Genomic DNA, 24,348 nt, shown 5'->3' with positions numbered 1-24,348 from the left:
CCTCGGGGTTCAAAGCAGGTCCTCCTCGGTCACCGGGTCGGCGGCCTCCGGTGTGGCGGCCGCGGCGCCGGGCGGGCCGCCGTGGGTCCACGGGGTCTCCTCCGGGTCGGGGAGCTTCGCCCCGCCGCGCGGCTCGTGCTCGAACAGCGTGAAGCAGAGCCGGTCGCCCTTCTCCGGCACCGAACCCGCCTCGGGTTCCTTGCCGCGGCCCATCTTGTCCAGGATCCGCAGGACGAGCAGGGACCCGTCTGCTTCCACGGCTTCCACGGCCTCCACGGCGACGAACTCGGCCGTCTGCGGCTTCCCGCCCAGCGAGCGGTACACCCTGGCCCGCTCGCCCAGGTACGGGCGGTCGTCCGTCCGGACGGTGACCAGCGGGCGGGGACTCGGCCGCTTGCTCTCGCTGTACGCCATGACGACATCGACGACCTCGCCCGCGAACGCTTCCCCGGACAGCCGTCGGCCCGCCATCACCAACGGGTCGTCCAGGGCCTCCTGGGCCTCCAGCCGGGCCTGCTCCCGCTCGCGCGTGGCGAGCTTGTTGGCCGCCGTCACCGCGTCGTCGCGGCGCGGCTGCGGCGGCTCACCGGCCAGCACCCGGTCCCGGTGACCGGTGAACGACCAGCGGTCGCGCGTCCACCGCTCCTCGACGCGCGCACCCTCCGGCAGCGCGCGCAGCAGGTCCAGGCCCCGCCACACCGCGTCCCAGGTGGGCCGCGTACGGCTTTCCACCAGCGCGCGGATCTCCCGCTCGGCGGCGGCCAGCGCGCCGAGCCGGTCGTCGGCCTGCAGACCGTCCTGTGCGGCGGCGAGCGCGCTGCGGGCGCGGTCGTACCGCTCGACGGCCGGGGCGAGCAGCTTGTTGTCGAACGCGGGGTCGGTCGCCGGACCCGCGGGCGGACACAGCAACTGTCCGCCGTCGTCCCGCGCCAGCTCCGCCTCCTGCGCCGCCTCGGCCCCGGAGCGTCCCTCGGGCGGGTCGATCCAGGCGAGCAGCGTCCCCAGGTGCTGGTCCTCCAGCGTGGACTGGCCGGTCGCCCAGTGCCGGCCCAGCAGATCCGTCATGGCGGTCAGGAGCGACGAGCCGGGCACCCGGGCCCGCTCCCCGAAGTGGGTCAGCCACCGCCCCAGCAACGGCACCCGGGGCGGCGCCGGGAAGGGCGCCTCCGGGTCCTGCTCCGCCGTGCGCCGGAACCGCGTGGAACGGCCGAGGAGCCGTACGAGGTCGACACCGGCCCGGCTCGGCACGATCAGCTGCGGCGCGTCCGCGCACAGTTCGACCTCGACCTTGACCCGCTTTCCGGTCTCCGGGTCGGTCTCGCTGCGTTCCGCGGCCTCCACGGCTTCGGCGCAGCCGTCCACGTACGGCAGGACCACATCGGCCAGTTCGGCCAGGAACGCGAACCTGAGGTCCCGGTCGCGCGGCTGCGGCACGGCCAGCAGCCGCGGCGCGTCCCGGTCGGTGCCCACCAGCGCGCCGAGCGGGGCACCCGCCTCACCGGCGGTGATCAGCGGCACGAACACCATTGGCCGTTCGGACAGATGCCGGTGCCGGACGGTGGCGGCGGGCTGGGCGCGGCCGGTGCTGACGGCCTCCAGGCGGGCCAGGGTGGCGATCAGGGACAAGGGGCCACCTCCGGGCGGCCGGTGAGGGCCTGTGCGCCGGCGGAGGCCTGTGCGTCGGCGAGGGCCTCCGCCCGCAGCGCCGCCGCCCTGCGCAGGGCGGCCACCGTCGGATCGTCGGGATCGCCGGCCTCACCGCGGGCCGCCGCCAGCACGTCCTCGACCGTCGTCAGACCGCCCAGCTCGGCGCGCACCGGGCGGCCCAGGGAGGTCACCGCGCCCTGCGCGCGGGAACGGTCCCGACAGTGGAAGGCCAGCTCGCACGCGGACAGGCACTCCGGCGCGTAGCTCGCCGGGACCGACTCCACGGCCGCCGTGAGCCGCTCGCGGGGCAGCTCGGGTGCGAAACAGGTGCCCTCGGGGAGCGCGCCGGCGATGTCCTCGATCCGGGTGAGCCGGGCCAGCTGGCGGGCGGTCACCGCGCGCTGCTTGCGCACGTCCACGGCGGACGCGGTCGGCAGGTTGGAGAAGTCCTTCGGGCACACCAGCAGGATCCTGTGCCGCACGCGGGGGGCAGGGACGGTGGTGAGGCGGGCGGCGACCTCCTCCAGCGCCAGCACGTACACCGCCGCCTGCCGGGCCGCCGCGCCGACCTTCGCCGGGTCCGCCGCCCCGTCCAGCATGGGGAAGGACTTGATCTCCACGACCGTCCAGCTGCCGTCCGGGTGCACCACCACCGCGTCCGGTTCCAGGAAGGCAGGCGAGCCCGCGACGTCCAGTGCGAGCAGGGGGTGGTCGAGCAGTGTCCATCCGTCCCGCGCCCGGGCGGCCTCGTCCAGTGCCAACTCCGTGCGCGCGGCGCGCCCCTGGGGGCCGGACGCGGTCAGGTCCGGCACCCGCGCGCCGGCGGGCGGTTCCGCGGAGCGGTCCAGCTTCTCGTGGACGAGCCGCAGCAGCTCCGTACCGCCGTCCGCCTTGACCCGGGCCTCGAACGCGTTGCCCCGGACGAACGCGAACTGGGACTGGCCGAAGGCCGAGGGCGAGCCCAGTGCGCCCGCCAGTCTCGCCTTGTCCACGCCCGCGCCGTCGAGGATCGCGCGGCGCGCGCAGCCCGGGTTGGCGGCCAGGGCGGCCAGGGCGCGTGCGTCCAGCGCCTTCGCCGGCACGTCCGGGCCGCGCAGCTCAGCGAGCCGGTTCCGGAGCGGCCTGGGCTCCTTCCCCCTGGTCGGAGGGGGAAGCGCCGCCCGGCTCGGTTTCCGGGGCGAACCGTGGCTCGAACTGCCGCTGCCGTGGCCGCTGTCGTGGAAATTGCTCACCCGCGGAAGTCTGGCATCCGGCACTGACAATCGGGGAACCCGGGACGGGAGAGGCCGCCGGGACCGGCGTCGGACGCGGCAGCAGACGGGCTCTCACCCGGTCCGCGCACCGCGTCACGACGGGGGCGAGCAGCAGCCCGGCGCCCATCACGGCGGCACCCGCGACCGCGTCCAGGAAGTAGTGGTTGGCGGTGCCCATCACCACGACGACCGTCACCAGCGGATAGACGACGGCGGCCGTTCTCGCGGCCTTTGCGGCTTTCGCCGTCCTTGCCGTCTGCGGTCCGCCGATCCGCCACAGGATCACACCGCACCACAGGGCCCAACCCACATGCAGGCTCGGCATCGCCGCGTACTGGTTGGTCAGCCCGCCCAGGCCCCGCGGGGCGCTGGCCTCACCGGCCCACCAGCCGTACGAGCTGTACTGGGCCATGGTGTCGACGAAGCCGTGGCTCGCGTCGAGCAGCCTGGGCGGGCAGGTGGGCAGCAGGGTGAAGCCGATCAGCCCGATGAAGGTGGACGTCATCAGCCAGGTGCGGGCGGCGCGGTAGCGCACCGCGTGGGAGCGGAACAGCCAGACCAGGAGCGCGGGCGTCACCAGGTAGTGCAGCGACGCGTACCAGAAGTCGGCCGGTATGCCCAGCCACGGCTCGCGCGTGAACAGCCGGTTGAGCGGATGCTCGGCGTTGAGGTGGAGCGCCTGCTCGATGCGCAGGATCGCCAGTCCGTGGTCCACGGCGTCGGCGACGTCGCCCCGGACGACCAGGCGTCCCGCCGAGTAGCAGGCGTACACGAGGAGGATCAGCGGCAGCTCGGTCCACCAGCGCAGCCGGATCGCCGGGGCCCCTTCGGTACCCGGTGTCTCGGTGTGCGGCATCCGATCGCCCTCCCCCTTCACGCTCACTCCCGCCCCCCACGACGATCCGAACAGCCACTCTAGGCGTACTCGCGCCCCTCATGAGGTGCCTTCGGCCCTGATAGACGCTGAGATCGCCCGCCGGGTTGCCCGTCTCCGGGGTGCGCGATGATGGAGGGGTTCCGCCCCCGATTTCTCCCGGAAGGTCTCTCATGGCACCGCGCATCCTGCTGGCCCGGCACGGACAGACCGCATGGTCGTTGTCCGGCAAGCACACCGGCAGGACCGACGTGCCGCTCCTGGACGAGGGCCGGCAGGGCGCCAAGCTGCTCGGTGAGCGCCTGCACCGGCCGCCGTACGACGGGCTGCCGGGCGTCGAGGTGCGCACCAGTCCACTGGTCCGCGCGCGGGAGACCTGCGAACTCGCCGGGTTCGGCGAGCGCGCGCAGACCTGGGACACCCTCATGGAGTGGCACTACGGGGCGTACGAGGGCATGACCCCCGACGAGATACGGGCGGACCGCCCCGACTGGCTGATCTGGCGCGACGGCGTGCCCGAGGGGGAGACCCTCGCCGAGGTGACGGCCCGCGCGGACGAGGTGGTCGCCTGGGCGCGCTCCGCCGACCGGGACGTGCTGGTCTTCGCCCACGGGCACATCCTGCGCTCGATCGGCGCCCGCTGGCTGGGGCTGCCGCTCGACTTCGCGGCCCGCATCCGCCTCAACCCGACGTCACTGTCGGTCCTGGGCTGGGCGTACGGGGAACCGGCCGTCGAGAGCTGGAACGACCTGGGGCACCTGGCGGGGTGAGTCGGCCCGGTGCCGGCCCGGGCCCGCCTCCGGCCCGGGCCTGACGTCGATCCGGGCCTGACGTCGATCCGGGCCTGACGTCGATCCGGGCCTGACGTCGATCCGGGCCTGACGTCGATCCGGGCCCGACGTCGATCCGGGGGCGGTCACGTCATGCGGGGGAGGGAGTCGTGGCGGTCCAGGAAGTCCGACACGTCCGAGGTGCGGCGGTGCGGGAGGAGTACGCGGGCCGTGCCCGCCAGTATCGTGCGGACCCGGGACGACTGGACCTCGGACAGGAGGTCCAGCACCCGCATCCCCGCGGCCGCCGCCTCGTCCGGGTGCCCGCCGCGGGCCAGGTCGTCCGCCAGCTCCGCCGTGTACAGCGCGATGTTGCGGGTGAAGTGGGGGTCCTGGAGCTCGGCGGCCCGCCGCGCGTGCCGGGCCGCCCGCGGCCAGTCGCCCAGGGTCGACCAGCACTGCGCCTCCAGACCCTCCAGTTCGGCCTCCCCGTAGAAGGACATCCACTCGGGGTCGGCCGGTGCGGGGCCGCGGTCGAAGTAGGCCTGTGCGCGGGCCAGTGCCTGCTCGCAGCCGGACCGGTCGGCGAGCCCGGCCCAGCCGCCCGCCTCGCGCAGCGCCAGCAGCGACATCAGCCGGGCGGAGCCGAGCGGGCGCGCGGCCCGCTGCGCGGCCTGCGCCGCCCGCACCGCCTCCCGGGGCCGGCCCGAATCCCGGGCGAGGAACGCCGTGTTGCAGAAGGCGTGAGCCTCCAGCCCCGGATCCCCGGTCACCCGCGCGGTCGCCAGCGCCTCCGCGTAGTGCGAGCGGGCGTCGTCGAACCGGCCCGAGTCGTGCGCCAGCCAGCCCACCGAGATGGCCAGTTCACCGGCGCCCGCGTACAGCCGGTCCGCCGTCCGCTGCCGGGTCGCCCCGGCGTCGAGCAGGGCGTAGGCGGCGCGCAGTGGTGCCGCCGCCCTCCGGTAGAGGCCGTCGGCCCCGTGCCGGTCGTCGAGCAGCCTGATCCGGCGGACGGCGTCTTCCAGGGCACCCGCGTCGCTCGCCCCGGGGCGGCGCACGGCGCGCTGTGCCGCCGAGGCGTCCGGGGCCAGGGCGAGCGGGCCCAGTGAGGCGGCGGCCACCGTGGCGCCCCCGCCGGTCATGAATGCGCGACGCAGCACGTCGCTCTCCTCGTAGTTGTGGTGCGTGTGGTACGGGTAGTGCGGGTCGTACGGGTTCTGTGTGTCATACGGCTCAGGGGCCCCGCCGGTCTCACTCGTGACGAGTGCCGGGGCCGCGTCGGGCGCCGGGGGAGTGTCCCCGTCGTCCCGCGCCCGGCGCCCGCGGACCGACGCGCGGGGCGCGAAGCCCAGGTCGGTCAGCGTGCGGCCGGGAAACATGTGCAGGAACACCCGTTCATAGGCGTAGTTGGGGCAGCGGATCTCACCTGCCTCCACCCGGTGCACGTACCGAGCGTCACAGCTGACCCGCTCGCCTATCTCGCGAGCGGCCCTGCGGACCGACGCGGCGAACTCGGCCGGCGAGCGCGTTCCGCGCAGTTGCCGGAAGACGAGATTCGGCCGCAGTGGCCGGTCGGGCTGGGACGAGGGCACCGTTGACGACGCCATGGCCGGGTCCTCTCTGCGAACCGTCGAACCATGCCGGAAGCAGAGCGGTCCGTTCGTCGCGCCACTCTGTTGCCGGCGGGCAAGAACGTACCTGCTGTGACCGAGCCGCCACGCAAAGTTTGGCCACAAACCGGATATCTCGTCCGTGATCCGCCATGAACTGCCATTCTGTGCTATTGGGTTTCGCCGTAGCCCAGGACGGTCCGCCGCGTTGGAGCCCGTGTGTGGTGGAGCCGGAAGGTGGAGGCCGGGATGGTGACCAGCCGGAGCAGTGAACCCCGAACGCCGTCGGGCAGAGCGTCGGGCAGAGCGTCGGACAGACCGCCGGGCTGCTGCGACGTGGTGACGGTTCCGGCCCGGCAGGGCCTGGAGGCGGTGGACATCCTCCGGCGCGGCGCGGCCGGGGCGGGGGACGCGGTGGGGCCCGTACTGCACGACGACGGCGGGAGCACCCTCGGGTTCCTGGTGCCGCCGGGGACGGCCGCGGCGTGGGACGTGCCGGGCAGCACCTGTACGGAGACCGTCGGCCGCGGGCTGAGCCTGGCGCCCGAGGAGCCGCCGGTGGAGGGCTCGGACTGGCTGCTGCCGCCCGAGGGCGCCGCCGGCCTCGCCACCGATCCCGCGGTCCTGCGGGAGGCGCTGGGCGAGGCGCGACGCCTGCTCGACGCGGCGGACGGCTGCCGCTGAGCCCGCCGAGTCGGGATGCGTGCGGTGCTCAGGGTGGCCGGGGCCGGTCCGGGGCGGGTTGCGACAATGACCCCATGGGAAGGTCCAGGAACTCCGGACGCGGGCGGGGCGCCGTCGAAGCCGTCGTCGAGAGCGTCGACGGAGGGCTCGCCCGGCTCGTCCCCGACCGGGAGCGGCCGAGGGCCTGGACGCTGCTGATCGACGACGCCCCGCAGTCGCACGTCGACCTGGACGATCCGGCGTACCTCTCCTTCGAGTACCAGCGGCGGATCGGACACGTCATCGACACCGCCGGGCCGGCCGGCCGGCCCGTACAGGCGGTGCATCTCGGCGGCGGCGCGTTCACCCTCGCCCGGTACGTCGCCGCCACCCGGCCCCGCTCCACCCAGCAGGTCGTCGAACGGGACGCGCGGCTGGTGCAACTGGTCCGCCGGGAACTGCCTCTGGACCCCGGAGCGCGGATCAGGGTGCGCTCGCTGGACGCCCGGGAAGGGCTCACCAAGGTGCGGGACGGATGGGCCGGCCTCGTCGTCGCCGACGTGTTCAGCGGGGCCCGCACCCCCGCCCACCTGACCTCGACCGAGTTCCTGGACGACGTCCGCAGGGCCCTCGCCCCCGGCGGGGTCTACGTCGCCAACCTCGCCGACGGACCGCCGCTGGCCCATCTGCGCGGCCAGATCGCCACCGCCGCCGCCCGGTTCGCCGAACTCGCGCTGATCGCCGATCCGGCGGTGCTGCGCGGCAGACGCTTCGGCAACTCCGTGCTGGTCGCCTCCGACGCGCCCCTGCCGATCGCCGAGCTGACCCGCCGTGCCGCCTCCGACCAGCACCCCGGGCGCGTCCAACACGGGCGGGAACTAAGGGACTTCACCGGTGGGGCCGCCCCGGTCAGCGACCTGGCGGCGGTCGACTCCCCGGCGCCACCACCGTCGGTGTTCCGATGAGGGACGAGGGGCGCGAGGGGGCGGGGCCGCCCGGTCAGTAGGTGTTGACCTCCACGCGCGGCGGGCCGTCGTGCCAGGTGCAGAAGACCGACACCCGGTCCGCGTCCGCCGCGAAATCCACCCGGATCCACGCCTCCGTCTTCCACACCTGCATCGACCAGCCCGCCCCGGGCGTCGCCGACACCAGTGAGGCGGAGGTCTCGCCGAGGTCGAAGACCGCCCGGCCGCCCTCGGTGTCGTACGCCTTGACCTCGCCGGAGGTGGCCGGCGCGGGGGCGGCCGCGTCCGGGGCCGGATCGGGGGAACCCTCGCCGGGCCCGTCCGCCGACCGCCCCGACGACTCCCGGTCCTGTGCGTCCTGCGCGCCGCCCGCGTCCGCGGCGGTGTCCTCGGAGTTGCCGGAGTTGCCGGAGTTGTCGGAGCTCTTGGAGTCCTTCGGGTCCTGCGCGTCCTTCGAGTCCCCGGCGTCCGCCGCGTCATCGGCGGCTTCCGGCGCCTTTGCGTCGGTCGGGCGCCGGGTGGAGGACGAGACCGGCCTCGGCTCCTGCGTCGTCGCGTCGGCCGCCGTGATGGGCAGCGCGCGGGGCGGGTCGTAGGCCGTGCCCGCCATCACCGTGTCCACACCCCACCACGACAGCGTGACCGCCGCACCCGTGGCGAGCAGCCAGGCCAGTACGTGTACGAGTCCTCTGCGCATCGTCGGCCCATACTGCCTCACCCGCCCCACACGTGTCGTGCCCGCGGCGGTGTCCGGAGTTGTCCACAGGCCCGCACCGGGTCGCCCGGCATGGCGTACGGTGCCGCCCATGGCACGTGTTCTCGTAGTCGAGGACGACCCCTTCGTACGCTCGGCGCTCATCCGGCAACTGACCGACGCCGCACACCTGGTGCGCAGCGTCGGGACGGCGCTGGAGGCGCTGCGCGAGGTCGCCCATTTCCGTTTCGACGTCGTCGTCCTGGACCTCGGACTGCCCGATCTCGACGGCTCCGAGGCGCTGAAGATGCTGCGCGGCATCACGGACGTGCCGGTGATCATCGCCACCGCGCGGGACGACGAGGCGGAGATCGTACGGCTGTTGAACGCCGGCGCGGACGACTACCTGACCAAGCCCTTCTCGGTGGAGCACCTGTCGGCCAGGATGGCGGCCGTGCTGCGCCGGGCCCGCTCCCGCGCGGGGGAGGCGGCGCAGCCCCCGGTGCTCCGGGTCGGCGGGCTGACCGTCGACCCGCTGCGCCGCCAGGCCGAACTGGACGGTGCCCGACTGGACCTCACCCGGCGCGAGTTCGACCTGCTCGCCTTCCTGGCCGGGCGGCCCGGAGTCGTCGTCCCCCGCAGGGAACTCCTCGCCGAGGTGTGGCAGCAGTCCTACGGCGACGACCAGACCATAGACGTCCATCTGTCCTGGCTGCGCCGGAAGTTGGGCGAGACCGCCGCCCGGCCGCGCTATCTGCACACCCTGCGGGGCGTCGGAGTGAAACTGGAACCCCCGGCCGCGGGACTGCCCGCGGCGGAGTCACCGCGATGAGATGGGCCCTGGTGAAGGTGTCGGTGGCGGTGACCGCGATGGTCGTGATCGCCTTCGCGGTGCCGCTCGGCCTCGTCATCCGCGAGATGGCCCGCGACCGCGCCTTCTCCAACGCCGAACGGGAAGCCGCGGCGGTCGCTCCCGCCCTGTCCATCACCACCGACCGCGACCAGCTCGAACGCGTCGTCGCCTCCGCCGGGTCCGACGCCGCGATGGCCGTGCACATACCCGCCGGCGCCGATGCCGAGCCCCTCGACATCGGGCGCCGCCGCGCCACCGCCGAGGACATCGAGGCGGTACGGAAACTGGGGCGGGCCTCCACCTCCAAGGTGTCCGGCGGCTCGACGCTGCTCCAGCCGGTCGCGCTCAGCACCGGTGAGATCGCCGTGGTCGAGGTGTTCGTCCCCGAGTCCGAGGTCACCAACGGGGGTGGGCACGGCCTGGGCGGTGCTCGCGGCGGTCGGCGTCGCCCTCATCCTCGGCTCGGTCGCGGTCGCCGACCGGCTGGGCGTGCGGATGGTGCGGCCCGCGCAGCGGCTGGTCGAAGGGGCGCACGAACTGGGGGAGGGCAAGCTGGGCGCACGGGTGCCCGAGAAGGGGCCGACCGAACTGCGGCTGGCGGCCGTGGCGTTCAACTCCATGGCCGACCAGGTCGTCCAACTCCTCGCCAACGAAAGGGAACTGGCCGCCGACCTGTCCCACCGGCTGCGCACCCCGCTGACCGTGCTGCGGCTGAACGCCGCCTCCCTCGGCGACGGACCGGCCGCCGAGCAGACCCGTGCGGCGGTCGAGCAGCTGGAGCGCGAGGTCGACACCATCATCCGCACCGCGCGGGACGCCAAACCGCAGACGGCGGCGGCCGGCCCCGGCGCCGGCTGCGACGCGGCCGAAGTGGTCCGGGAACGGATGGCGTTCTGGTCGGCGCTCGCCGAGGACGAGGGCCGTAAATGGCGGGTGGCCGGAGCGGACGGCCCGGTCCGCATCCCCGTGGCCCGTGCCGACCTGGCCGCCGCCCTCGACGCCCTGCTCGGCAACGTGTTCCGGCACACCGCCGAGGGCACCGCCTTCGCCGTCGACCTGCACAACGGCGAGGACGCGGTGATCGTGCTCGTCTCCGACGCGGGCCCCGGCATACCCGATCCGGAGGCGGCGATGGCCCGCGGCCGGGGCTCCGGCAGCGACGGCTCCACCGGCCTCGGCCTGGACATCGTGCGCCGGCTCGCGGAGGCCACCGGCGGGGACGTACGGATCGGCTCGTCGGTGCTCGGCGGGACCGAGGTGCGCATCTGGATCCAGCTCGACGGCCGGGAGGGGGATCCCCGGAGACCGTACGGGCGGGGACGCGGCCACCGGGGGGCCGTGCGCCGCCGCCGTCCCGGCCGGCTGGTACCGACCTTCAGGTCCTGATCCGCGGACCGGCCGACGGGGCGCGGCCCTCCCCCAGAGCACCGCGCCCCGCTTCCCCCGGCTCCCCCGTCCCCCGGTTCTCGGGAGGGTCAGACGGCCTCCGGCCCCGGCAGGGCGCCCGACTTGGCCGCCCGGCTGTACCAGAGGGCGCTGGCCTTCGGGGTGCGTTCCTGGGACGCGTAGTCGACGTGGACCGCGCCGAAGCGCTTCTCGTAGCCGTACGCCCACTCGAAGTTGTCCAGCAGGGACCACAGGTAGTAGCCGCGCACGTCCGCGCCGTCGGTGATGGCCCGGCGGACCGCGGCGAGATGGCCGTGCAGATAGGCGATCCGCTCCGGGTCGTGCACCGTGCCGTCGGCGCCGGGCTTGTCGTCGTAGGCGGCGCCGTTCTCGGTGACGTAGAGCGGCAGGCCGGGAGCGTCCCGGGTGTACCGCATGATCAGCTCGTGCAGCCCGGTCGGGTCGACGGACCAGCCCATCTCGGTGCGCTCCCCGGGCGCCTGGTGGAAGGCCACGTCGTCCGCGGCCGGCCACGGCGAGTGCTCGCTCGCCCCGTGGCCGTCGGCCCGCGGTCCCTCCGCGTCCGGGTCCGCCGCCGACACCAGGGTGGGCGTGTAGTAGTTGAGGCCCAGTGCGTCCAGCGGCTGGTGGATCAGGTCCAGGTCGCCGTCCTGGATGCACGACCAGTCGGTCAGCGACGAGGTCGCCGTCAGCAGCGACTCGGGGTAGGCGCCCTTCAGGATCGGGCCGTGGAAGATGCCGCCGGCCAGGTCGTCGATCTTGCGCGCCGCTGCCAGGTCCGCCGGGTCGCCGGGGGAGAGGGGCCGGACCACCGCGGAGTTGAGGCTGATCGCGATCGAGTTGCGGGCCGGCATCACGGACCGCAGCGCCTTGGCGCCCAGTCCGTGGGCCAGGTTCAGGTGGTGGGCGGCCCGCAGCGAGGCCGCCGGATCGGTACGGCCCGGCGCGTGCACGCCGGAGGCGTAGCCCAGAAACGCGCTGCACCAGGGCTCGTTGAGCGTGATCCACTGCTCCACCCGGTCGCCGAGCGCCTCACCGACGATCTGCGCGTACTCGGCGAAGCGGTACGCGGTGTCACGCTCCGGCCAGCCGCCCGCGTCCTCCAGCTCCTGCGGCAGGTCCCAGTGGTAGAGGGTGACGGCCGGCTTGATGCCGTGGGCCAGCAGCTCGTCGACCAGCCGGCGGTAGAAGTCCAGGCCGCGCTGGACGGCCGGGCCGCGGCCGGTCGGCTGCACCCGGGGCCAGGAGATGGAGAAGCGGTAGGCGCCCAGGCCCAGTTCCGCCATCAACGCCACGTCGTCGCGGTAGCGGTGGTAGTGGTCGACAGCGATGTCACCGGTGTCGCCGCCGGCGGTCTTGCCCGGCGTGTGGCTGAAGGTGTCCCAGATGGACGGCGTACGACCGTCCTCCCGCACCGCGCCCTCGATCTGGTAGGCGGAGGTCGCGGCGCCCCAGAGGAAGGCGGGGGGGAAGGCCGCCGGGGTCACCGGCGTGGTGGAGTCAGACATGGAAGCGCTCCCATAGGCGGTCGTGGAGGGACCTGCGAGTCAGGATCAGAGGTGAGAAGGGGAGAAGGGGAGAGGGGGGAGAAGGGGAGAGAGGGAAGAGCGGGAGGGGACGGCGCGGGACGGGCAGGGGCCGAGGCGTCGGTGACCCGGCCCCTTGGTGGGGGACATCGGCAAACGGAGGTCAGCCCTTGACCGCGCCCTGCATGATGCCGCCCACGATCTGCTTGCCGAAGACCGCGAAGACCAGCAGCAGCGGCAGCGTGCCCAGCAGCGCACCCGCCATGATCAGGGACTGGTCCGGGGTGAAGCCGCGGCCGAGGCCCGCGACCGCGACCTGCACGGTCGGGTTGCCGGACTGGGTCAGGACGAGGAACGGCCACAGGAAGTCGTTCCAGGTCTGCACGAACATCAGCATGCCGAGCACGGCCATCGCCGGCCGCGCCGCCGGGAACACCACGTGCCACACCACGCGCCAGCTGCTCGCGCCGTCGACCCGGGCGGCCTCGATGATCTCGTCCGGCAGCGCCTGGAGCAGGTACTGCCGCATGAAGAACACGCCGAACGCGCTCACCAGCGACGGGAAGATCACGGCCTGCAGTTGGTCGGTCCAGTCCAGCTTGGCGACCATCATGTACAGCGGGATGATGCTCAGTTGCGGCGGGACCATCATGGTGCCGATCACGAGCAGCATCAGCGCGCCCCGGCCCCGGAAGCGCAGCTTGGCGAAGGCGAATCCGGCGACCGTCGACAGGATGACGACGGTCACCGCCGAAATGCCCGCCACGATCGTGGTGTTGAGGAACGCCTCACCGAGGTTGGCTTCGGTCCAGGCGATCTCCAGGTTCTTGAACAGGTTCGAGCCGAACCAGAACGGCGGCGGGGTCTGGGCCAGGCGCTGAGTGTCCCGGGAGGCGGCGATCGCGGTCCACACCAGCGGGAACAGCGAGATGATCGTGAACACGATCAGGATCGCGTACGCGATCGGGCCGCCGTGCAGGGTGCCGCCGGCCCGCGCGGACTTCGGCAGACGGGAGCGCCTCTGCTCCTTGGCGGACATGGTCTCGGGGGGCGGGGGCGTCACAGTCGTCGTCACGGCCACAACTCCTTAACTGCTGGCGCGCAGCCGGCGCGAGATGACGTAGTTGATGATGCCGATGACGATCAGGATCAGGAACATCATCCAGGCGATCGCCGAGGCACGGCCCAGGTGCTGGTTGATCCAGCCCTGTTCGTACAGGTACAGGCCGAGCGTCTGGAACTGGTGCTCCGCGCCGCCGGACGCGCCCTTGTTGGGGTCGAACAGCAGCGGCTCGCCGAAGACCTGGCTGGCGCCGATCGTGGAGACGACCACGGTGAACAGGATCGTCGGGCGCAGCGAGGGCAGCGTCACGTGGATGAACTGCTGCCAGCGGCTGGCGCCGTCCAGCGCCGCCGACTCGTACAGGTCCTGCGGGATCGCCTGCATCGCGGCCAGGTAGATCAGCGCGTTGTAACCGGTCCAGCGCCAGATGATGATCGTCGAGACGGCGAACTGCCCGGGCCACTTGTCGTCCTGCCAGGCGACCGGGTCGATCCCGACGAGGTCCAGCGCCCAGTTGATCATGCCGTAGTCACGCCCGAAGAGCAGCACGAACACCAGGGAGGCGGCGGCGATCGAGGTGGCGTACGGGGCGAGCATCGCGACCCGGTAGAAGGTCGAGGCGCGCAGCTTGTAGTTGAGGATGTGGGCGATGCCCATCGCCATCAGCAGCTGCGGGACGGTCGAGATGATGCCGATGGTCAGGGTGTTCCGCGCCGCGTTCCAGAAGAAGTCGTCGTCGAAGATCCGGGTGTAGTTCTTCAGCCCGACCCAGTTCATGTCGGTCGGGGCGGTCAGCTCCACCTGGTGCAGCGAGGCCCAGCCGGTGTAGACCAGCGGGAACAGGCCGAAGGCGAGGAACAGCAGGAAGAACGGCGCGACGAAGGCGTACGGGCTCCAGCGCATGTCGCGCTGCCAGCGGCGGGACAGCTTCTTCCGGCGCCGCTCCTCCTTGTCCTTCGCGCTCGCGGACGCGGTGCCCCGGGGCGGGCGGCCCGGGGCCGCGCCCCCCTTGACGGGGGACGCGGCGGTGTCGTGACGGGTGGACATCCAGGTCACTTGTCCAGGTTGTTGTCGATGGTCTTGACGGCCGTCTCCCAGGCTTCCTTCGGCGACTTGCCCTTGGTCACCAGAATGACGCCGTTGTCGGCCAGGCCCTGCGAGATGATCTGGTCCTTCGGGCCGATGACCTGGACCGGGATCTGCTTGGCGGCCTCGGCGAAGACCTCACCGATCGGGGCGTCACCGGTCATGTCGTTGACCGCGCCGGTCACTTCGGGGCTGTCGAAGATGCTCTGGGCGCTCGGGAAGCTGCCCTGCACCTTGAACAGCTTCGCCTGCTGTTCGGGTGCGGTCAGCCAGGCGACGAGCTTCTTGGCCTCCTCGACGTTCTTGGCGCTCTTGGGCACGGTCAGGAAGGAGCCGCCCCAGTTGCCGGCCTTGGGGGGCAGGGCCACGTCCCACTTGCCCGCGGCGTCCGGCTGGGACTTGCCCTTGATGTAGCCGAGCATCCAGGGCGGGCAGGACATCGCGGCGAACTTGTTGTTGGCGATCGTCTGGTCCCACGAGGGCTGGAACTGCGTCTGGGCGCCGACCAGTCCGTCCTCGGCGGCCTTCGCGGTCATGTCGAAGGCCTTCTTGACGGCGGGGTTGGTCTTGTAGATCACCTCGCCGGAGGAGTCGTAGAACCGCTTCTCCTCACTGCTGAGGACGGCGCTCATCAGGCCGCCGGGGGAGTCGAAGAAGGTGGTGCCCTTGGGCGCCTTCTTCTGGTAGTCCTCACCGACCTCGATCAGCTTGGCCCAGTCGCCGGCCCACAGCTTGCCGAGCTCTTCGCGGTCGGTCGGCAGGCCCGCCTTCTCGAACAGGTCCTTGCGGTAGCAGATCGCCATCGGGCCGATGTCGGTGCCCAGGCCGACGGTCTGGCCGTCCTTGGTGGTGGCCTGCTCCCACTTCCACCCGAGCCAGTCGCTCTTGTTCACGCCCTCGGCCTTGGAGAGGTCCTCGAGTTTGCCGGCCTGGGTCTCCACGATCTCGGCGATGTTGCCGACCTCGACGGCCTGGACGTCCTGCAGACCGCTGTTGGTGGTGAGGTGGTTGAGCAGCGCCGGGTAGTAGTTCTCGTTGCGCTCGACGACGTTCTCGGCGATCTTGACGTCCGGGTTCAGCTTCTCGTACTCGGCGTAGAGCCCGGCCTCCTTGAAGCCGAAGGTGCCGAACAGACCCAGCGTGATCGTGGTCTTGCCCTTGCCGCCCGACGAGGAATCGGAGGCGTCGTCTCCACCGTCGTCGGCACAGCCGGCCAGCAGCCCCGTGCCCAGCGACACCACGGCCGCGACGGCCAGCGCCTTGCGGGTGAAGGGCTTCCCCCCGCCCGTGCGCTGCCGGGAGAGGGGGAGGGTACGTGCTCGCATTGGGTCCTCCTGTTGCCCTGACGTGCCGACCCCCCGGCCAACGGCTTTGTTGGGCCCGTCTGTTGCGTGCTGCGGCTCGGGCGGGGAACGTGCGGGTTGTGTATGTGTCAGGTACCGTGGGAGCGCTCCCACAAGTGATGTGTTGAAGGGTCGCGGGTCCGGGCGGGGGTGTCAAGGGACCGAACGCGGAGAACTGCCTTCAGTTATCGGGCTGTTAGCCGGCCGCCCGGGCCTCACCGGGGTGTCCGGGGTCCGGACGGCGGTCCCGGCGGCGGTCGCCGCCGCTGGTGGGGCTGTTAGATTCCAGGCCAGCAGGCCTGGCGGGACACAGGACGGAAGGCGGGGCGCAGATGGCAAGCCACGGAGCGCGGGGCCGCAGCGGCGGCCGGCCCACCCTCGAAGAGGTGGCAGTGCGCGCCGGTGTCGGCCGGGGCACGGTCTCCCGGGTGATCAACGGGTCACCCCGGGTGAGCGACGCCACCCGGGCCGCCGTGGAGGCCGCCGTCGCCGAGCTCGGTTACGTCCCGAACACGGCCGCCCGCGCGCTGGCCGCCAACCGCACCGACGCGATCGCGCTGGTCGTGCCCGAACCGGAGACCCGGTTCTTCGCCGAACCGTACTTCTCGGACATGCTGCGCGGGGTGGGGGCGGCGCTCTCCGACACCGAGATGCAGTTGCTGCTGATCTTCGCGGGCAGCGACCGGGAGCGGCAGCGGCTCGCCGACTATCTGGCCGCGCATCGCGTGGACGGTGTGCTGCTGGTCTCCGTGCACGCCGACGACCCGCTGCCCGACATGCTCGCCCGGCTGGAGATCCCGGCCGTGATCAGCGGTCCCCGGTCGGCCGCGGAGACCCTGACCTCGGTCGACTCGGACAACTACGGCGGCGCCCGGCAGGCCGTCGAGCACCTCCTCGGCCGGGGCCGGCGCCGTATCGCCCACATCACCGGCCGCCTCGACGTGTACGGCGCCCAGCGGCGCATCGACGGCTATCGTGACGCCCTGCGGGACGCGGGCCACGAGGTGGACGACCTGCTGATCGAGGCGGGCGACTTCTCCGAGGAGGGCGGCCGGCACGCGATGGCGGCCCTGCTGGAGCGCCGCCCCGACCTGGACGCGGTCTTCGCCGCCTCCGACGTGACCGCCGCCGGCGCCCGGCACGCGCTGCGCGAGGCGGGCCGCCGCATCCCCGACGACGTGGCCCTGGTCGGTTACGACGACTCGGCCATCGCCCGCCACATGGACCCGCCGCTGACCAGCGTGCGCCAGCCCATAGAGGAGATGGGCCACCAAATGATCGACCTCCTCCTCGCCGAGGTCGCCGACCGCCGTCCGCCCGCCTCACGCGGGCTGGAACGACGTCAGGTGGTCCTGGCCACGGAACTGGTGGAGCGCGCCTCGTCCTGACGCGGGGCGCGGGGCCGCGGGCTTCGGGGACGGTGGGGAACGGGTCGGCGGGAGGCCACCTGTTCCCAAGGTTTGTGAAAACGATCAAGGGCTGACCCGTTCTCACGGGTCAGCCCTTGATCGTTCAGGGTGAGTGACGGGACTTGAACCCGCGGCATCCTGGACCACAACCAGGTGCTCTACCAGCTGAGCTACACCCACCATGGCTGGTACCGGTGAAGATCGGTGTCTTCCCCGACCAGCCGAGGAAAAGTGTACCTGGTCCGAAGGGGTGCTCGCGCCAGGGTTTCACCGCGCCCTTCGGACGACTACCTCACACGCCTACTGAGCAGGCAGGACGTGCTTGGCGGCGATCTTCTTCGCGGTGTCGGAGTCGGGGCCGGGCTGCGGTACGAAGACGGCCTCGCGGTAGTAGCGCAGCTCCGCGATGGACTCGCGGATGTCGGCCAGCGCGCGGTGGTTGCCGTTCTTCTCGGGGCTGTTGTAGTACGCCCTCGGGTACCAGCGGCGCGCCAGCTCCTTGACGCTCGACACGTCCACGATGCGGTAGTGCAGGTAGTCCTCCAGCGTCGGCATGTCCCGCAGCAGGAATCCGCGGTCCGTGCCGACGGAGTTGCCGCACAGGGGCGCCTTGCCGGGCTCCTTGACGTGTTCCTTCACGTAGGCGAGGACGCGCCGCTCGGCGTCCTCGAGCGTCGTGCCGTCCGCCAGCTCGGCGAGCAGCCCGGACGCGGTGTGCATCTCACGCACCACCTCCGGCATCGTCTCCAGGGCCCCTTCCGGCGGGCGGATGACGATGTCCACACCGTCGCCGAGCACGTTCAGCTCGGAGTCGGTGACGAGGGCGGCCACCTCGATGAGCGCGTCGTCGGACAGCGAGAGGCCGGTCATCTCGCAGTCGATCCACACCATGCGATCGTTCATATGTCTAACCTTACGGCGCGCGGGAGCGTAGGTGACCCGTCGGGGACCGGGTGAGTGATGCGGGCGGAACTCGGGCGGAGCGCGGGGGAAAACGGGCGGAGGGCGGGCAGGGAGGCGGGCCGGGCCGGAGACTTTCGTCTCCGGCCCGGCCCGCCGGCGGATTCCCGTCTTCCCGTCGCGCCTCTGCCTCAGGTCCGCCTCACGGCGCGCTGCGCTGCCCCGGCACGCTCGCCCGCGTGGGGACGTACGCCTCGCGGCCCGGGTCCGCCGAGGCCGTCAGGGAGGACGGCCCGCCCAGGGTGCTCGCGGCCGCCGCACGCCGGGACTGGTGCGGGACGGGGTTGTCCGGGTGCGGTGCGGCGGACGCCGGGCCGACCTGCCCCGGGTGCCCGTGCTGGTGCGCCGGGCCGGACGGGACGGCTCCCGGGGTGTTGGGGAAGCCGTCGGCGCCCTGGTTCCGCTCGGGCTGGGGGCGTCGCGCGCGGTACGCGGCCCGGTAGGCGGCCGGGGACGAACCCAGCTGGCGCCGGAAGTGGCCCCGCAGCGCGACCGGTGAGCGGAAGCCGCAGCGGCCCGCGACCTCGTCCACCGAGTAGTCCGACGTCTCCAGCAGGCGCTGGGCCTGCAGCACCCGCTGCGTGATCAGCCACTGCAGCGGCGCGCTGCCGGTCAGCGAGCGGAAGCGGCGGTCGAACGTACGACGGCTCATGTACGCGCGTGCCGCCAGCGTCTCCACGTCGAACTGTTCGTGGAGGTGCTCCAGCGCCCAGGCGACGACCTCGGCGAGCGGGTCGGCGCCGATCTCCTCGGGTAAAGACCTGTCGAGATAGCGCTCCTGACCGCCCGTCCGGCGCGGCGGGACGACGAGGCGCCGGGCGAGTGCCCCCGCCGCCTCGTTGCCGTGATCCGTGCGCACGATGTGCAGGCACAGATCGATTCCGGCCGCCGTACCCGCCGACGTCAGCACGTCGCCGTCGTCCACGAAGAGTTCGCGCGGATCGACGTGCACCGACGGGTAGCGTTTCGCCAGCGTCGGCGCGTACATCCAGTGGGTGGTCGCCGGACGGCCGTCCAGCAGGCCGGCCGCCGCGAGCACGAAGGCGCCGGTGCACAGCCCGACGATGCGGGCGCCCTCCTCGTGGGCGCGGCGCAGCGCTTCGAGCGCGTCGTCCGGCGGCGGCGAGGTGATCGAACGCCAGGCGGGCACGACGACGGTGCCCGCGCGGGCGATCGCCTCCAGGCCGTGCGGCGCGGTGAGTTCGAGGCCCCCTGTGGTCCGCAGCGGGCCTCCTTCACCGGCGCTCACCAGCAGTCGGTAGCGCGGTACGCCGGCGTCCTGGCGGTCAATCCCGAACACCGACAGCGGTATGGAACTCTCGAAGATGGGGCCGCCGCTGAACAGCAGCACGGCGACGATCTCCTTGCGACGTCGCCCGGCAAGTTTCCGGGCCGCGATCTCCGGCGCGGCAGTGGAGTCGTGGCTCATACTGCTAAGCCCCCCTCGGTGGTCGCGGCTCCTCGGTTGTGTCGCTCCTGCACGTTTCCCCTCGGTCCTGCACGAGTCCCCCGCCGTAAGACAGTCAAGATCGAATCTACTGTGTCCCGTCGTGTCCGGGTGGCCAGTTCGGCTCCGGCGCATTGTCGACTTGGCAACTTGGCGTGAAGCATTCGATCACGAAGGGTCGCACTCGTGGGCCGTGCAGGGAAGTGCGCCTTGTCGCGGTGGCCAATCCCCGTAGGGTGCGCAGGGGGCGCCGACCCCTTTTTATGCAGGTCGAACGGGGGTTGGGGGGTGGCCGCGGCAGGAGATGCACAGGTTGCGGAAGTTGGCTGAAAAGATACGCCCGCGGGCGCGGAAACCGGTCATGCGACCGGTGTATCCCCGCCGTCCCGCGCCGCCCGCCCGGAACCGCACCGGAACAGGGTGACCGGTGCCGGCGGAGAGCTGAACGCCGCCGGGCGGGCCACGTCGGTGATCGGGCCCCGGGAGGACTCCCGGCGCGAAGGCTCCCCGGGGGAGTCCGGCGCGCGGTCCGCCCCGGGGGCGGGGCGGGGCCCGGACGCGATGTGCTCCCTGTGGCGTGGCTCACGGGGGCCAACGCGCGGGAGGGGTGTCGGTCACCGCGGTTCCGGGACGAAACCCCGGATCCCCGGATCCCCGGATCCCCGGATCCCCGGATCCCCGGATCCCCGGATCCCCGGATCCCCGGATCCCCGGATCCCCGGAATCACGGCGCACGGCGACACTCTCGCGGCTCGGTCCACCCCGTGCAAACCGTCTGTACGGCGCAGCGACCATTGCGTGACGGGCGCCCCCTCGGGCATGCTCCGGAAAACCCGTCGGCCAGCTCGGGCGGGGGTCTGGGCTGAAAACGCGTACCGCCGTACCCTTGGGGGTATGGGGTTGGGAAGATGATTCCCGGACACAGCTCCGACGCACCCTGTCGTCACCCATCACAAGGATCACAACGCCGAGACAGCCATGGCCGGTCACGAATTCTTCGAACCCGCGGATCGCAAGCGACCCCTCGCCGACCCCACGGCGGCCGAGCCGCTCGGGGCCGATCCCCTGGGCGCGGAAAAGTCGCGCCATCCGTGCGATCCCGCGTTCCGGCACGGTGTGGTCGTCGGCTTCGACGGCTCCACCTCCAGTGAGCGGGCCCTCGCCTACGCGATCGGCATGGCCCGGCGCTTCGGCTCCGCGCTGATCATCGTCCATGTCGCCAACCGGCTGCCCACCACGGTGTGGGCGGGCTGCGAGCCGCCGGTCTTCGTGGACGTCCCGGACCACCGCACCGAGGTGCTCGGCCTCGAGCTGGCCTGCGCGGACCACCTCACCGAGGTGCCCTGGATCCTGGTCGAGCGCGGCGGCGACATCTGCCACGAACTCGAGGAGGTCGGCCGGGAGTACGAGGCCGACGCGATCGTCGTCGGCTCCACCCACGGCCTGGTGGGCCGGCTCTTCGGCTCCGTCGCCGGCCGGCTCGCCAAGCGGGCCCAGCGCCCCGTGGTGGTCATCCCCTGAGGCGCCGGTCCGCCGGGCAGGCTCCGGTTCGTCGTTATTCGACCGTGACCGACTTGGCGAGGTTCCTCGGCTTGTCGATGTCCCGGCCCAGGGCCAACGCCGTGTGGTAGGCGAGGAGTTGCAGCGGGATGCCCATGAGGATGGGGTCCAGCTCGTTCTCGTTCTTCGGGACGACGACGGTGTGGTCGGCCTTCTCCTGCTCCCGGTGGGCGACGGCCATGATCGGGCCGCTGCGGGCCTTGATCTCCTCCAGGGCCGCGCGGTTCTTCTCCAGCAGGTCGTCGTCGGGGACGATCGCCACCGTGGGCAGCGCGGGCTCGATCAGGGCCAGCGGGCCGTGCTTGAGCTCGGACGCCGGGTAGGCCTCCGCGTGGATGTAGGAGACCTCCTTGAGCTTCAGGGACGCCTCACGGGCCACCGGGTAGCCCCGGACCCGGCCGATGAAGAGCATCGAGCGGGCCTCCGCGTACTGCAGGGCCAGCTTCTTGATCTCCTCCTCCTGCTCCAGGATCTCGGTGATCTGCCCCGGCAGCCTGCGCAGCCCTTCGATGATCCGCTTGCCGTCACTCACGGACAGGTCGCGGGTGCGGCCCAGGTGCAGGGCGAGGAGGGCGAAGGCGACCGTGGTGTTGGTGAAGCACTTCGTGGACACCACGCAGACCTCGGGGCCGGCGTGCACGTACATGCCGCCGTCCGCCTCGCGGGCGATCGCGGAACCGACGACGTTCACCACGCCCAGCACCCGCGCACCCTTGCGCTTCAGCTCCTGCACCGCCGCCAGCACGTCGTACGTCTCACCGGACTGGGACACCGCGACGTACAGCGCGTCGGGGTCGACGACCGCGTTGCGGTAGCGGAACTCGGAGGCCGGCTCGGCGTCGGCCGGGATGCGGGCCAGCTCCTCGATCATCTGGGCGCCGATCAGTCCCGCGTGGTACGAGGTGCCGCAGCCGAGGATCTTCACCCGGCGGATCCGGCGCGCCTCACGGGCGTCCAGGTTCAGGCCGCCGAGGCGCACCGTGGAGAACCGGTCGTCGATCCGGCCCCGCAGCACCCGGTCCACGGCCTCGGCCTGCTCGTGGATCTCCTTGTGCATGTAGGTGTCGTGGCCGCCCATGTCGTACGAGGCGGCCTCCCACTCCACGGTGGTCGGCTCGGTCGTCGTACGGGTGCCCTCGGTGGTGTAGGTGCGGAAGTCGTCGGCCTTGAGGGTGGCCATCTCGCCGTCGTCGAGGGTGACGATCTGCCGGGTGTGGGTGACCAGGGCGGCTATGTCCGAGGCGACGAACATCTCCTTCTCGCCGATGCCGAGCACGACGGGCGAACCGTTGCGGGCCACCACGATGCGGTCCGGGAAGTCGGCGTGCAGCACGGCGATGCCGTAGGTGCCCTCGATGACCCGTACCGTCTCGCGGACCTTGTCCTCCAGCTTCTCGGCCGGCGAGCGGGCGATCAGGTGGGTGAGGACCTCGGTGTCCGTCTCCGAGAGGAACTCGACGCCGTCCGCCTCCAGCTTGCGGCGCAGGTCGGCGGCGTTGTCGATGATGCCGTTGTGGACGACGGCGACCCGGCCCTCGGCGTCCAGGTGCGGGTGGGCGTTCACGTCGGACGGGGCGCCGTGGGTGGCCCAGCGGGTGTGGGCGATGCCCGTGGTGCCCTTGAAACGGGCCGGGACCTTCGCCTCCAGCTCGCGCACCCGGCCCTTGGCCTTGACCGTCCTCAGTCCGGCGGCCTTCGGCGACGTGATGGCGATGCCCGCCGAGTCGTAGCCCCGGTACTCCAGGCGCTGCAGGCCTTCGAGCAGCAGAGGGGCGACGTCACGCCTGCCGATGTATCCGACGATTCCGCACATGTGGGTGTGTTCCTAGCCGTAGACGATGCGCCGCAGCTGCCGGAGCGAGAGCTCCGGCGGGGCCACCGCGCGGTATCTGAGATCCGCCTCGATCCGTTCGAAGATCGTCGCGTTCACCAGGCCCTGGGCCTGGAGCTCGCGGTGGCGGCGACGGACGTACTCCTCGGTCGTCTCGTCGAAGTAGGCGAGCACGTCCTGGACCACACGCAGCGCCTCGCCCCGGCTGAGGGGCGTGGACCGCGTCAGATGATCGACCAGTTCGTCGTGCACCCGACGATCCTGAGGTAACGGGGAGGCTCGCGCAAGAATCCTGCCCGATTTCGGGCAGGAAAGCGTGCGAGGTGTCGGCAGTCGTGGACGGCAGTCGTAGACGGTGGACGTAAGCGGTGGCCGTGGGCGGTGGACGTAAGCGGTGGACGTAAGCGGTGGACGTAAGCGGTGGACGTTCACATCCGCTTGAGGACCGCCTGTTTGGCCAGGGTGAACTCCTCGTCCGTCAGTACGCCGGAGCGGTGCAGTTCGCCCAGCTCGCGCAGCCGGCGCAGCAGCGCGTCGTGCTCGTCCTCGGCGGCGGAGGAGGTGCCGGGGGCGGCCTCCAGTGCTGCCGGGCGTTCGTGCCCGGCGCGGTCCCGGGCGGTGTCGTGCGCGGGGTCCCGTACGGAGTCCCTGGTGGCCGGGTGGGGCAGGCGGGCCTGGACGGCGGCGGCGACGAGCGCCATCAGGGCGTCCTTCTTGAAGCCCCACAGCTCCACCGCGTTGGGGTCGTACTTGGCCGGGGCCTTGGTGGGCGCGTGGCGCACGACGAAACGGAGGTGGCCGTTCTCCAGTCCGGTCGCCGGCACCCATTCCACGGCGGCTATGTCGGTCAGCGCGAGGGTGCGGGTGCCGGCGGCGGACTTGGCGTCCTCCGTCTTCCAGTTCCACTCCAGGCGGATCCGCTCCCCGTCGAAGCTCACCGAACCGTCCCCGGCGGAGGCGGACAGCGGTACGGACGGGCCGGGCAGCAGGTACTCCGGGACCGGGTCGGAGGGGACCTGGTCCAGCAGCAGGGCGTTGCGCACCTCGTCCGCGAAGTACTCGGCGACGCCGTACCGGTCGGACTCCACGACCAGCTGGTACGGGTCGTGCGACTCGGTGAGCCGGCCGCCGGTCGCCTGCAGCAGGGGGTCGGCGCCCTCGCGCAGCCGCAGCCTGAGCCGCCCCGTCTTTCTGCCCTGCTCGAACGAGATCCCCGCCAGCGCGCCGAGCGGGACCAGCAGTTCGCCCAGCGTCCGACGGAGCAGCCCGACGTTCTTGTCCCGTCCGGGAGTCAGCCGCAGGGTGTTCCCGTCGAAGGCCCAGGTTCCGTCCTTCTGGATGATTTCCGCCATGGGGGTGATTGTTTCACCGGATCGGGGGAGAGCGG

Annotated in this window: 20 protein-coding genes, 1 tRNA gene and 1 pseudogene; 7 read left to right on the top strand and 15 right to left on the bottom strand. The window is 72.3% G+C overall.

Features of this window, described 5'->3' with window-relative positions; all coding sequences use genetic code 11:
• Positions 1-9: 9 nt before the first annotated feature.
• Genes ACVW19_RS11975 through ACVW19_RS11965 form a run of 3 tightly spaced genes read right to left on the bottom strand, consistent with a single transcriptional unit; the run spans position 10 to position 3,756 of the window.
• Positions 10-1,626: a hypothetical protein gene (locus ACVW19_RS11975; RefSeq protein WP_457459125.1), complete on the bottom strand. Its 1,617-nt coding sequence runs from the start codon at positions 1,624-1,626 to the stop codon at positions 10-12.
• A complete protein-coding gene (locus ACVW19_RS11970; RefSeq protein WP_457464564.1) occupies positions 1,617-2,744 on the bottom strand; it encodes a hypothetical protein in 1,128 nt (375 codons plus the stop codon). The genes ACVW19_RS11975 and ACVW19_RS11970 overlap by 10 nt, the downstream gene beginning before the upstream one ends.
• A gap of 1 nt (position 2,745) precedes the next feature.
• Positions 2,746-3,756 carry a phosphatase PAP2 family protein gene (locus ACVW19_RS11965; protein WP_457459123.1) on the bottom strand — a complete coding sequence of 337 codons (1,011 nt, stop codon included), beginning with the start codon at positions 3,754-3,756 and terminating at the stop codon, positions 2,746-2,748.
• A 191-nt stretch (positions 3,757-3,947) separates the two neighbouring features.
• Between ACVW19_RS11965 and ACVW19_RS11960 the strand changes: the two genes are divergently transcribed.
• Positions 3,948-4,544 (top strand): histidine phosphatase family protein, encoded by a 597-nt coding sequence (locus tag ACVW19_RS11960; protein ID WP_457459121.1) that lies wholly within the window; start codon positions 3,948-3,950, stop codon positions 4,542-4,544.
• Positions 4,545-4,690: 146 nt separating this feature from the next.
• On the opposite strand, the gene ACVW19_RS11955 is transcribed toward ACVW19_RS11960, so the two are convergent.
• A complete protein-coding gene (locus tag ACVW19_RS11955; protein WP_457459119.1) occupies positions 4,691-6,151 on the bottom strand; it encodes a hypothetical protein in 1,461 nt (486 codons plus the stop codon).
• A gap of 252 nt (positions 6,152-6,403) precedes the next feature.
• Between ACVW19_RS11955 and ACVW19_RS11950 the strand changes: the two genes are divergently transcribed.
• On the top strand, positions 6,404-6,838 hold the full coding sequence (locus tag ACVW19_RS11950; RefSeq protein ID WP_457459117.1) for a hypothetical protein: 435 nt from the start codon (positions 6,404-6,406) through the stop codon (positions 6,836-6,838).
• Between the two features lie 74 nt (positions 6,839-6,912).
• Positions 6,913-7,782, top strand: coding sequence for a spermidine synthase (locus ACVW19_RS11945; RefSeq protein ID WP_457459115.1), 870 nt, complete (start codon positions 6,913-6,915; stop codon positions 7,780-7,782).
• A gap of 34 nt (positions 7,783-7,816) precedes the next feature.
• Here the strand turns inward: ACVW19_RS11945 and ACVW19_RS11940 are convergent, their stop codons facing one another.
• A complete protein-coding gene (locus ACVW19_RS11940) occupies positions 7,817-8,479 on the bottom strand; it encodes a hypothetical protein (RefSeq protein ID WP_457459113.1) in 663 nt (220 codons plus the stop codon).
• A 109-nt stretch (positions 8,480-8,588) separates the two neighbouring features.
• On the opposite strand from ACVW19_RS11940, the gene ACVW19_RS11935 reads away from it, so the two are divergent.
• The gene (locus ACVW19_RS11935) at positions 8,589-9,308 is read left to right on the top strand and encodes a response regulator transcription factor (RefSeq protein WP_457459111.1); all 720 of its coding nucleotides are present in this window, start codon (positions 8,589-8,591) and stop codon (positions 9,306-9,308) included.
• A pseudogene (locus tag ACVW19_RS11930) lies at positions 9,305-10,715 on the top strand (sensor histidine kinase). The gene ACVW19_RS11935 and the pseudogene ACVW19_RS11930 overlap by 4 nt, the downstream one beginning before the upstream one ends.
• A gap of 89 nt (positions 10,716-10,804) precedes the next feature.
• Here ACVW19_RS11930 and ACVW19_RS11925 read toward each other — a convergent pair.
• The 4 genes from ACVW19_RS11925 to ACVW19_RS11910 form a co-directional block, all read right to left on the bottom strand.
• On the bottom strand, positions 10,805-12,244 hold the full coding sequence (locus tag ACVW19_RS11925) for a GH1 family beta-glucosidase (protein WP_457459109.1): 1,440 nt from the start codon (positions 12,242-12,244) through the stop codon (positions 10,805-10,807).
• 181 nt (positions 12,245-12,425) lie between these two features.
• On the bottom strand, positions 12,426-13,337 hold the full coding sequence (locus ACVW19_RS11920; protein ID WP_457459107.1) for a carbohydrate ABC transporter permease: 912 nt from the start codon (positions 13,335-13,337) through the stop codon (positions 12,426-12,428).
• 12 nt (positions 13,338-13,349) lie between these two features.
• Positions 13,350-14,372, bottom strand: coding sequence for a carbohydrate ABC transporter permease (locus tag ACVW19_RS11915; RefSeq protein WP_457464563.1), 1,023 nt, complete (start codon positions 14,370-14,372; stop codon positions 13,350-13,352).
• 5 nt (positions 14,373-14,377) lie between these two features.
• Positions 14,378-15,736 (bottom strand): ABC transporter substrate-binding protein, encoded by a 1,359-nt coding sequence (locus ACVW19_RS11910; RefSeq protein WP_457459105.1) that lies wholly within the window; start codon positions 15,734-15,736, stop codon positions 14,378-14,380.
• Between the two features lie 350 nt (positions 15,737-16,086).
• Between ACVW19_RS11910 and ACVW19_RS11905 the strand changes: the two genes are divergently transcribed.
• Positions 16,087-17,142, top strand: coding sequence for a LacI family DNA-binding transcriptional regulator (locus ACVW19_RS11905; protein ID WP_457459103.1), 1,056 nt, complete (start codon positions 16,087-16,089; stop codon positions 17,140-17,142).
• 128 nt (positions 17,143-17,270) lie between these two features.
• Here the strand turns inward: ACVW19_RS11905 and ACVW19_RS11900 are convergent.
• The 3 genes from ACVW19_RS11900 to ACVW19_RS11890 all read right to left on the bottom strand — a co-directional run bounded on the left by ACVW19_RS11900 (position 17,271) and on the right by ACVW19_RS11890 (position 19,552).
• Positions 17,271-17,343: transfer RNA gene (locus ACVW19_RS11900), tRNA-His, on the bottom strand.
• A 120-nt stretch (positions 17,344-17,463) separates the two neighbouring features.
• Positions 17,464-18,066 (bottom strand): oligoribonuclease, encoded by a 603-nt coding sequence (orn, locus tag ACVW19_RS11895; RefSeq protein ID WP_361449368.1) that lies wholly within the window; start codon positions 18,064-18,066, stop codon positions 17,464-17,466.
• Positions 18,067-18,265: 199 nt separating this feature from the next.
• Entirely contained in the window at positions 18,266-19,552 is a 1,287-nt protein-coding gene (locus ACVW19_RS11890) for a helix-turn-helix domain-containing protein (protein WP_457459101.1), read from the bottom strand.
• A 996-nt stretch (positions 19,553-20,548) separates the two neighbouring features.
• Between ACVW19_RS11890 and ACVW19_RS11885 the strand changes: the two genes are divergently transcribed.
• The gene (locus ACVW19_RS11885) at positions 20,549-21,091 is read left to right on the top strand and encodes a universal stress protein (RefSeq protein WP_109380838.1); all 543 of its coding nucleotides are present in this window, start codon (positions 20,549-20,551) and stop codon (positions 21,089-21,091) included.
• A 34-nt stretch (positions 21,092-21,125) separates the two neighbouring features.
• Here the strand turns inward: ACVW19_RS11885 and glmS are convergent, their stop codons facing one another.
• The 3 genes from glmS to ACVW19_RS11870 all read right to left on the bottom strand — a co-directional run bounded on the left by glmS (position 21,126) and on the right by ACVW19_RS11870 (position 24,313).
• Positions 21,126-22,943, bottom strand: a complete 1,818-nt coding sequence (gene glmS, locus ACVW19_RS11880) for a glutamine--fructose-6-phosphate transaminase (isomerizing) (protein WP_457459099.1) — start codon at positions 22,941-22,943, stop codon at positions 21,126-21,128.
• 12 nt (positions 22,944-22,955) lie between these two features.
• Positions 22,956-23,213 (bottom strand): hypothetical protein, encoded by a 258-nt coding sequence (locus tag ACVW19_RS11875; protein WP_030217181.1) that lies wholly within the window; start codon positions 23,211-23,213, stop codon positions 22,956-22,958.
• Positions 23,214-23,389: 176 nt separating this feature from the next.
• Complete coding sequence (locus tag ACVW19_RS11870) at positions 23,390-24,313, bottom strand: DUF4429 domain-containing protein (protein ID WP_457459097.1); 924 nt, start codon at positions 24,311-24,313, stop codon at positions 23,390-23,392.
• Positions 24,314-24,348 lie beyond the last annotated feature (35 nt).

The sequence above is a fragment of the Streptomyces sp. TE5632 genome, assembly GCF_054061295.1.
Note: the sequence above shows the minus strand (reverse complement) of the source record. Positions and strands in the feature narration are given on the sequence as shown.

Coding starts and splice junctions, on each gene's coding strand:
- ACVW19_RS11965 (WP_457459123.1), bottom strand. CDS start 3,756: ATGCCGCACACCGAGACACCGGGTACCGAAGGGGCCCCGGCGATCCGG.
- ACVW19_RS11960 (WP_457459121.1), top strand. CDS start 3,948: ATGGCACCGCGCATCCTGCTGGCCCGGCACGGACAGACCGCATGGTCG.
- ACVW19_RS11955 (WP_457459119.1), bottom strand. CDS start 6,151: ATGGCGTCGTCAACGGTGCCCTCGTCCCAGCCCGACCGGCCACTGCGG.
- ACVW19_RS11950 (WP_457459117.1), top strand. CDS start 6,404: ATGGTGACCAGCCGGAGCAGTGAACCCCGAACGCCGTCGGGCAGAGCG.
- ACVW19_RS11945 (WP_457459115.1), top strand. CDS start 6,913: ATGGGAAGGTCCAGGAACTCCGGACGCGGGCGGGGCGCCGTCGAAGCC.
- ACVW19_RS11940 (WP_457459113.1), bottom strand. CDS start 8,479: ATGCGCAGAGGACTCGTACACGTACTGGCCTGGCTGCTCGCCACGGGT.
- ACVW19_RS11935 (WP_457459111.1), top strand. CDS start 8,589: ATGGCACGTGTTCTCGTAGTCGAGGACGACCCCTTCGTACGCTCGGCG.
- ACVW19_RS11925 (WP_457459109.1), bottom strand. CDS start 12,244: ATGTCTGACTCCACCACGCCGGTGACCCCGGCGGCCTTCCCCCCCGCC.
- ACVW19_RS11915 (WP_457464563.1), bottom strand. CDS start 14,372: ATGTCCACCCGTCACGACACCGCCGCGTCCCCCGTCAAGGGGGGCGCG.
- ACVW19_RS11910 (WP_457459105.1), bottom strand. CDS start 15,736: ATGCGAGCACGTACCCTCCCCCTCTCCCGGCAGCGCACGGGCGGGGGG.
- ACVW19_RS11905 (WP_457459103.1), top strand. CDS start 16,087: ATGGCAAGCCACGGAGCGCGGGGCCGCAGCGGCGGCCGGCCCACCCTC.
- orn (WP_361449368.1), bottom strand. CDS start 18,066: ATGAACGATCGCATGGTGTGGATCGACTGCGAGATGACCGGCCTCTCG.
- ACVW19_RS11890 (WP_457459101.1), bottom strand. CDS start 19,552: ATGAGCCACGACTCCACTGCCGCGCCGGAGATCGCGGCCCGGAAACTT.
- ACVW19_RS11885 (WP_109380838.1), top strand. CDS start 20,549: ATGGCCGGTCACGAATTCTTCGAACCCGCGGATCGCAAGCGACCCCTC.
- glmS (WP_457459099.1), bottom strand. CDS start 22,943: ATGTGCGGAATCGTCGGATACATCGGCAGGCGTGACGTCGCCCCTCTG.
- ACVW19_RS11870 (WP_457459097.1), bottom strand. CDS start 24,313: ATGGCGGAAATCATCCAGAAGGACGGAACCTGGGCCTTCGACGGGAAC.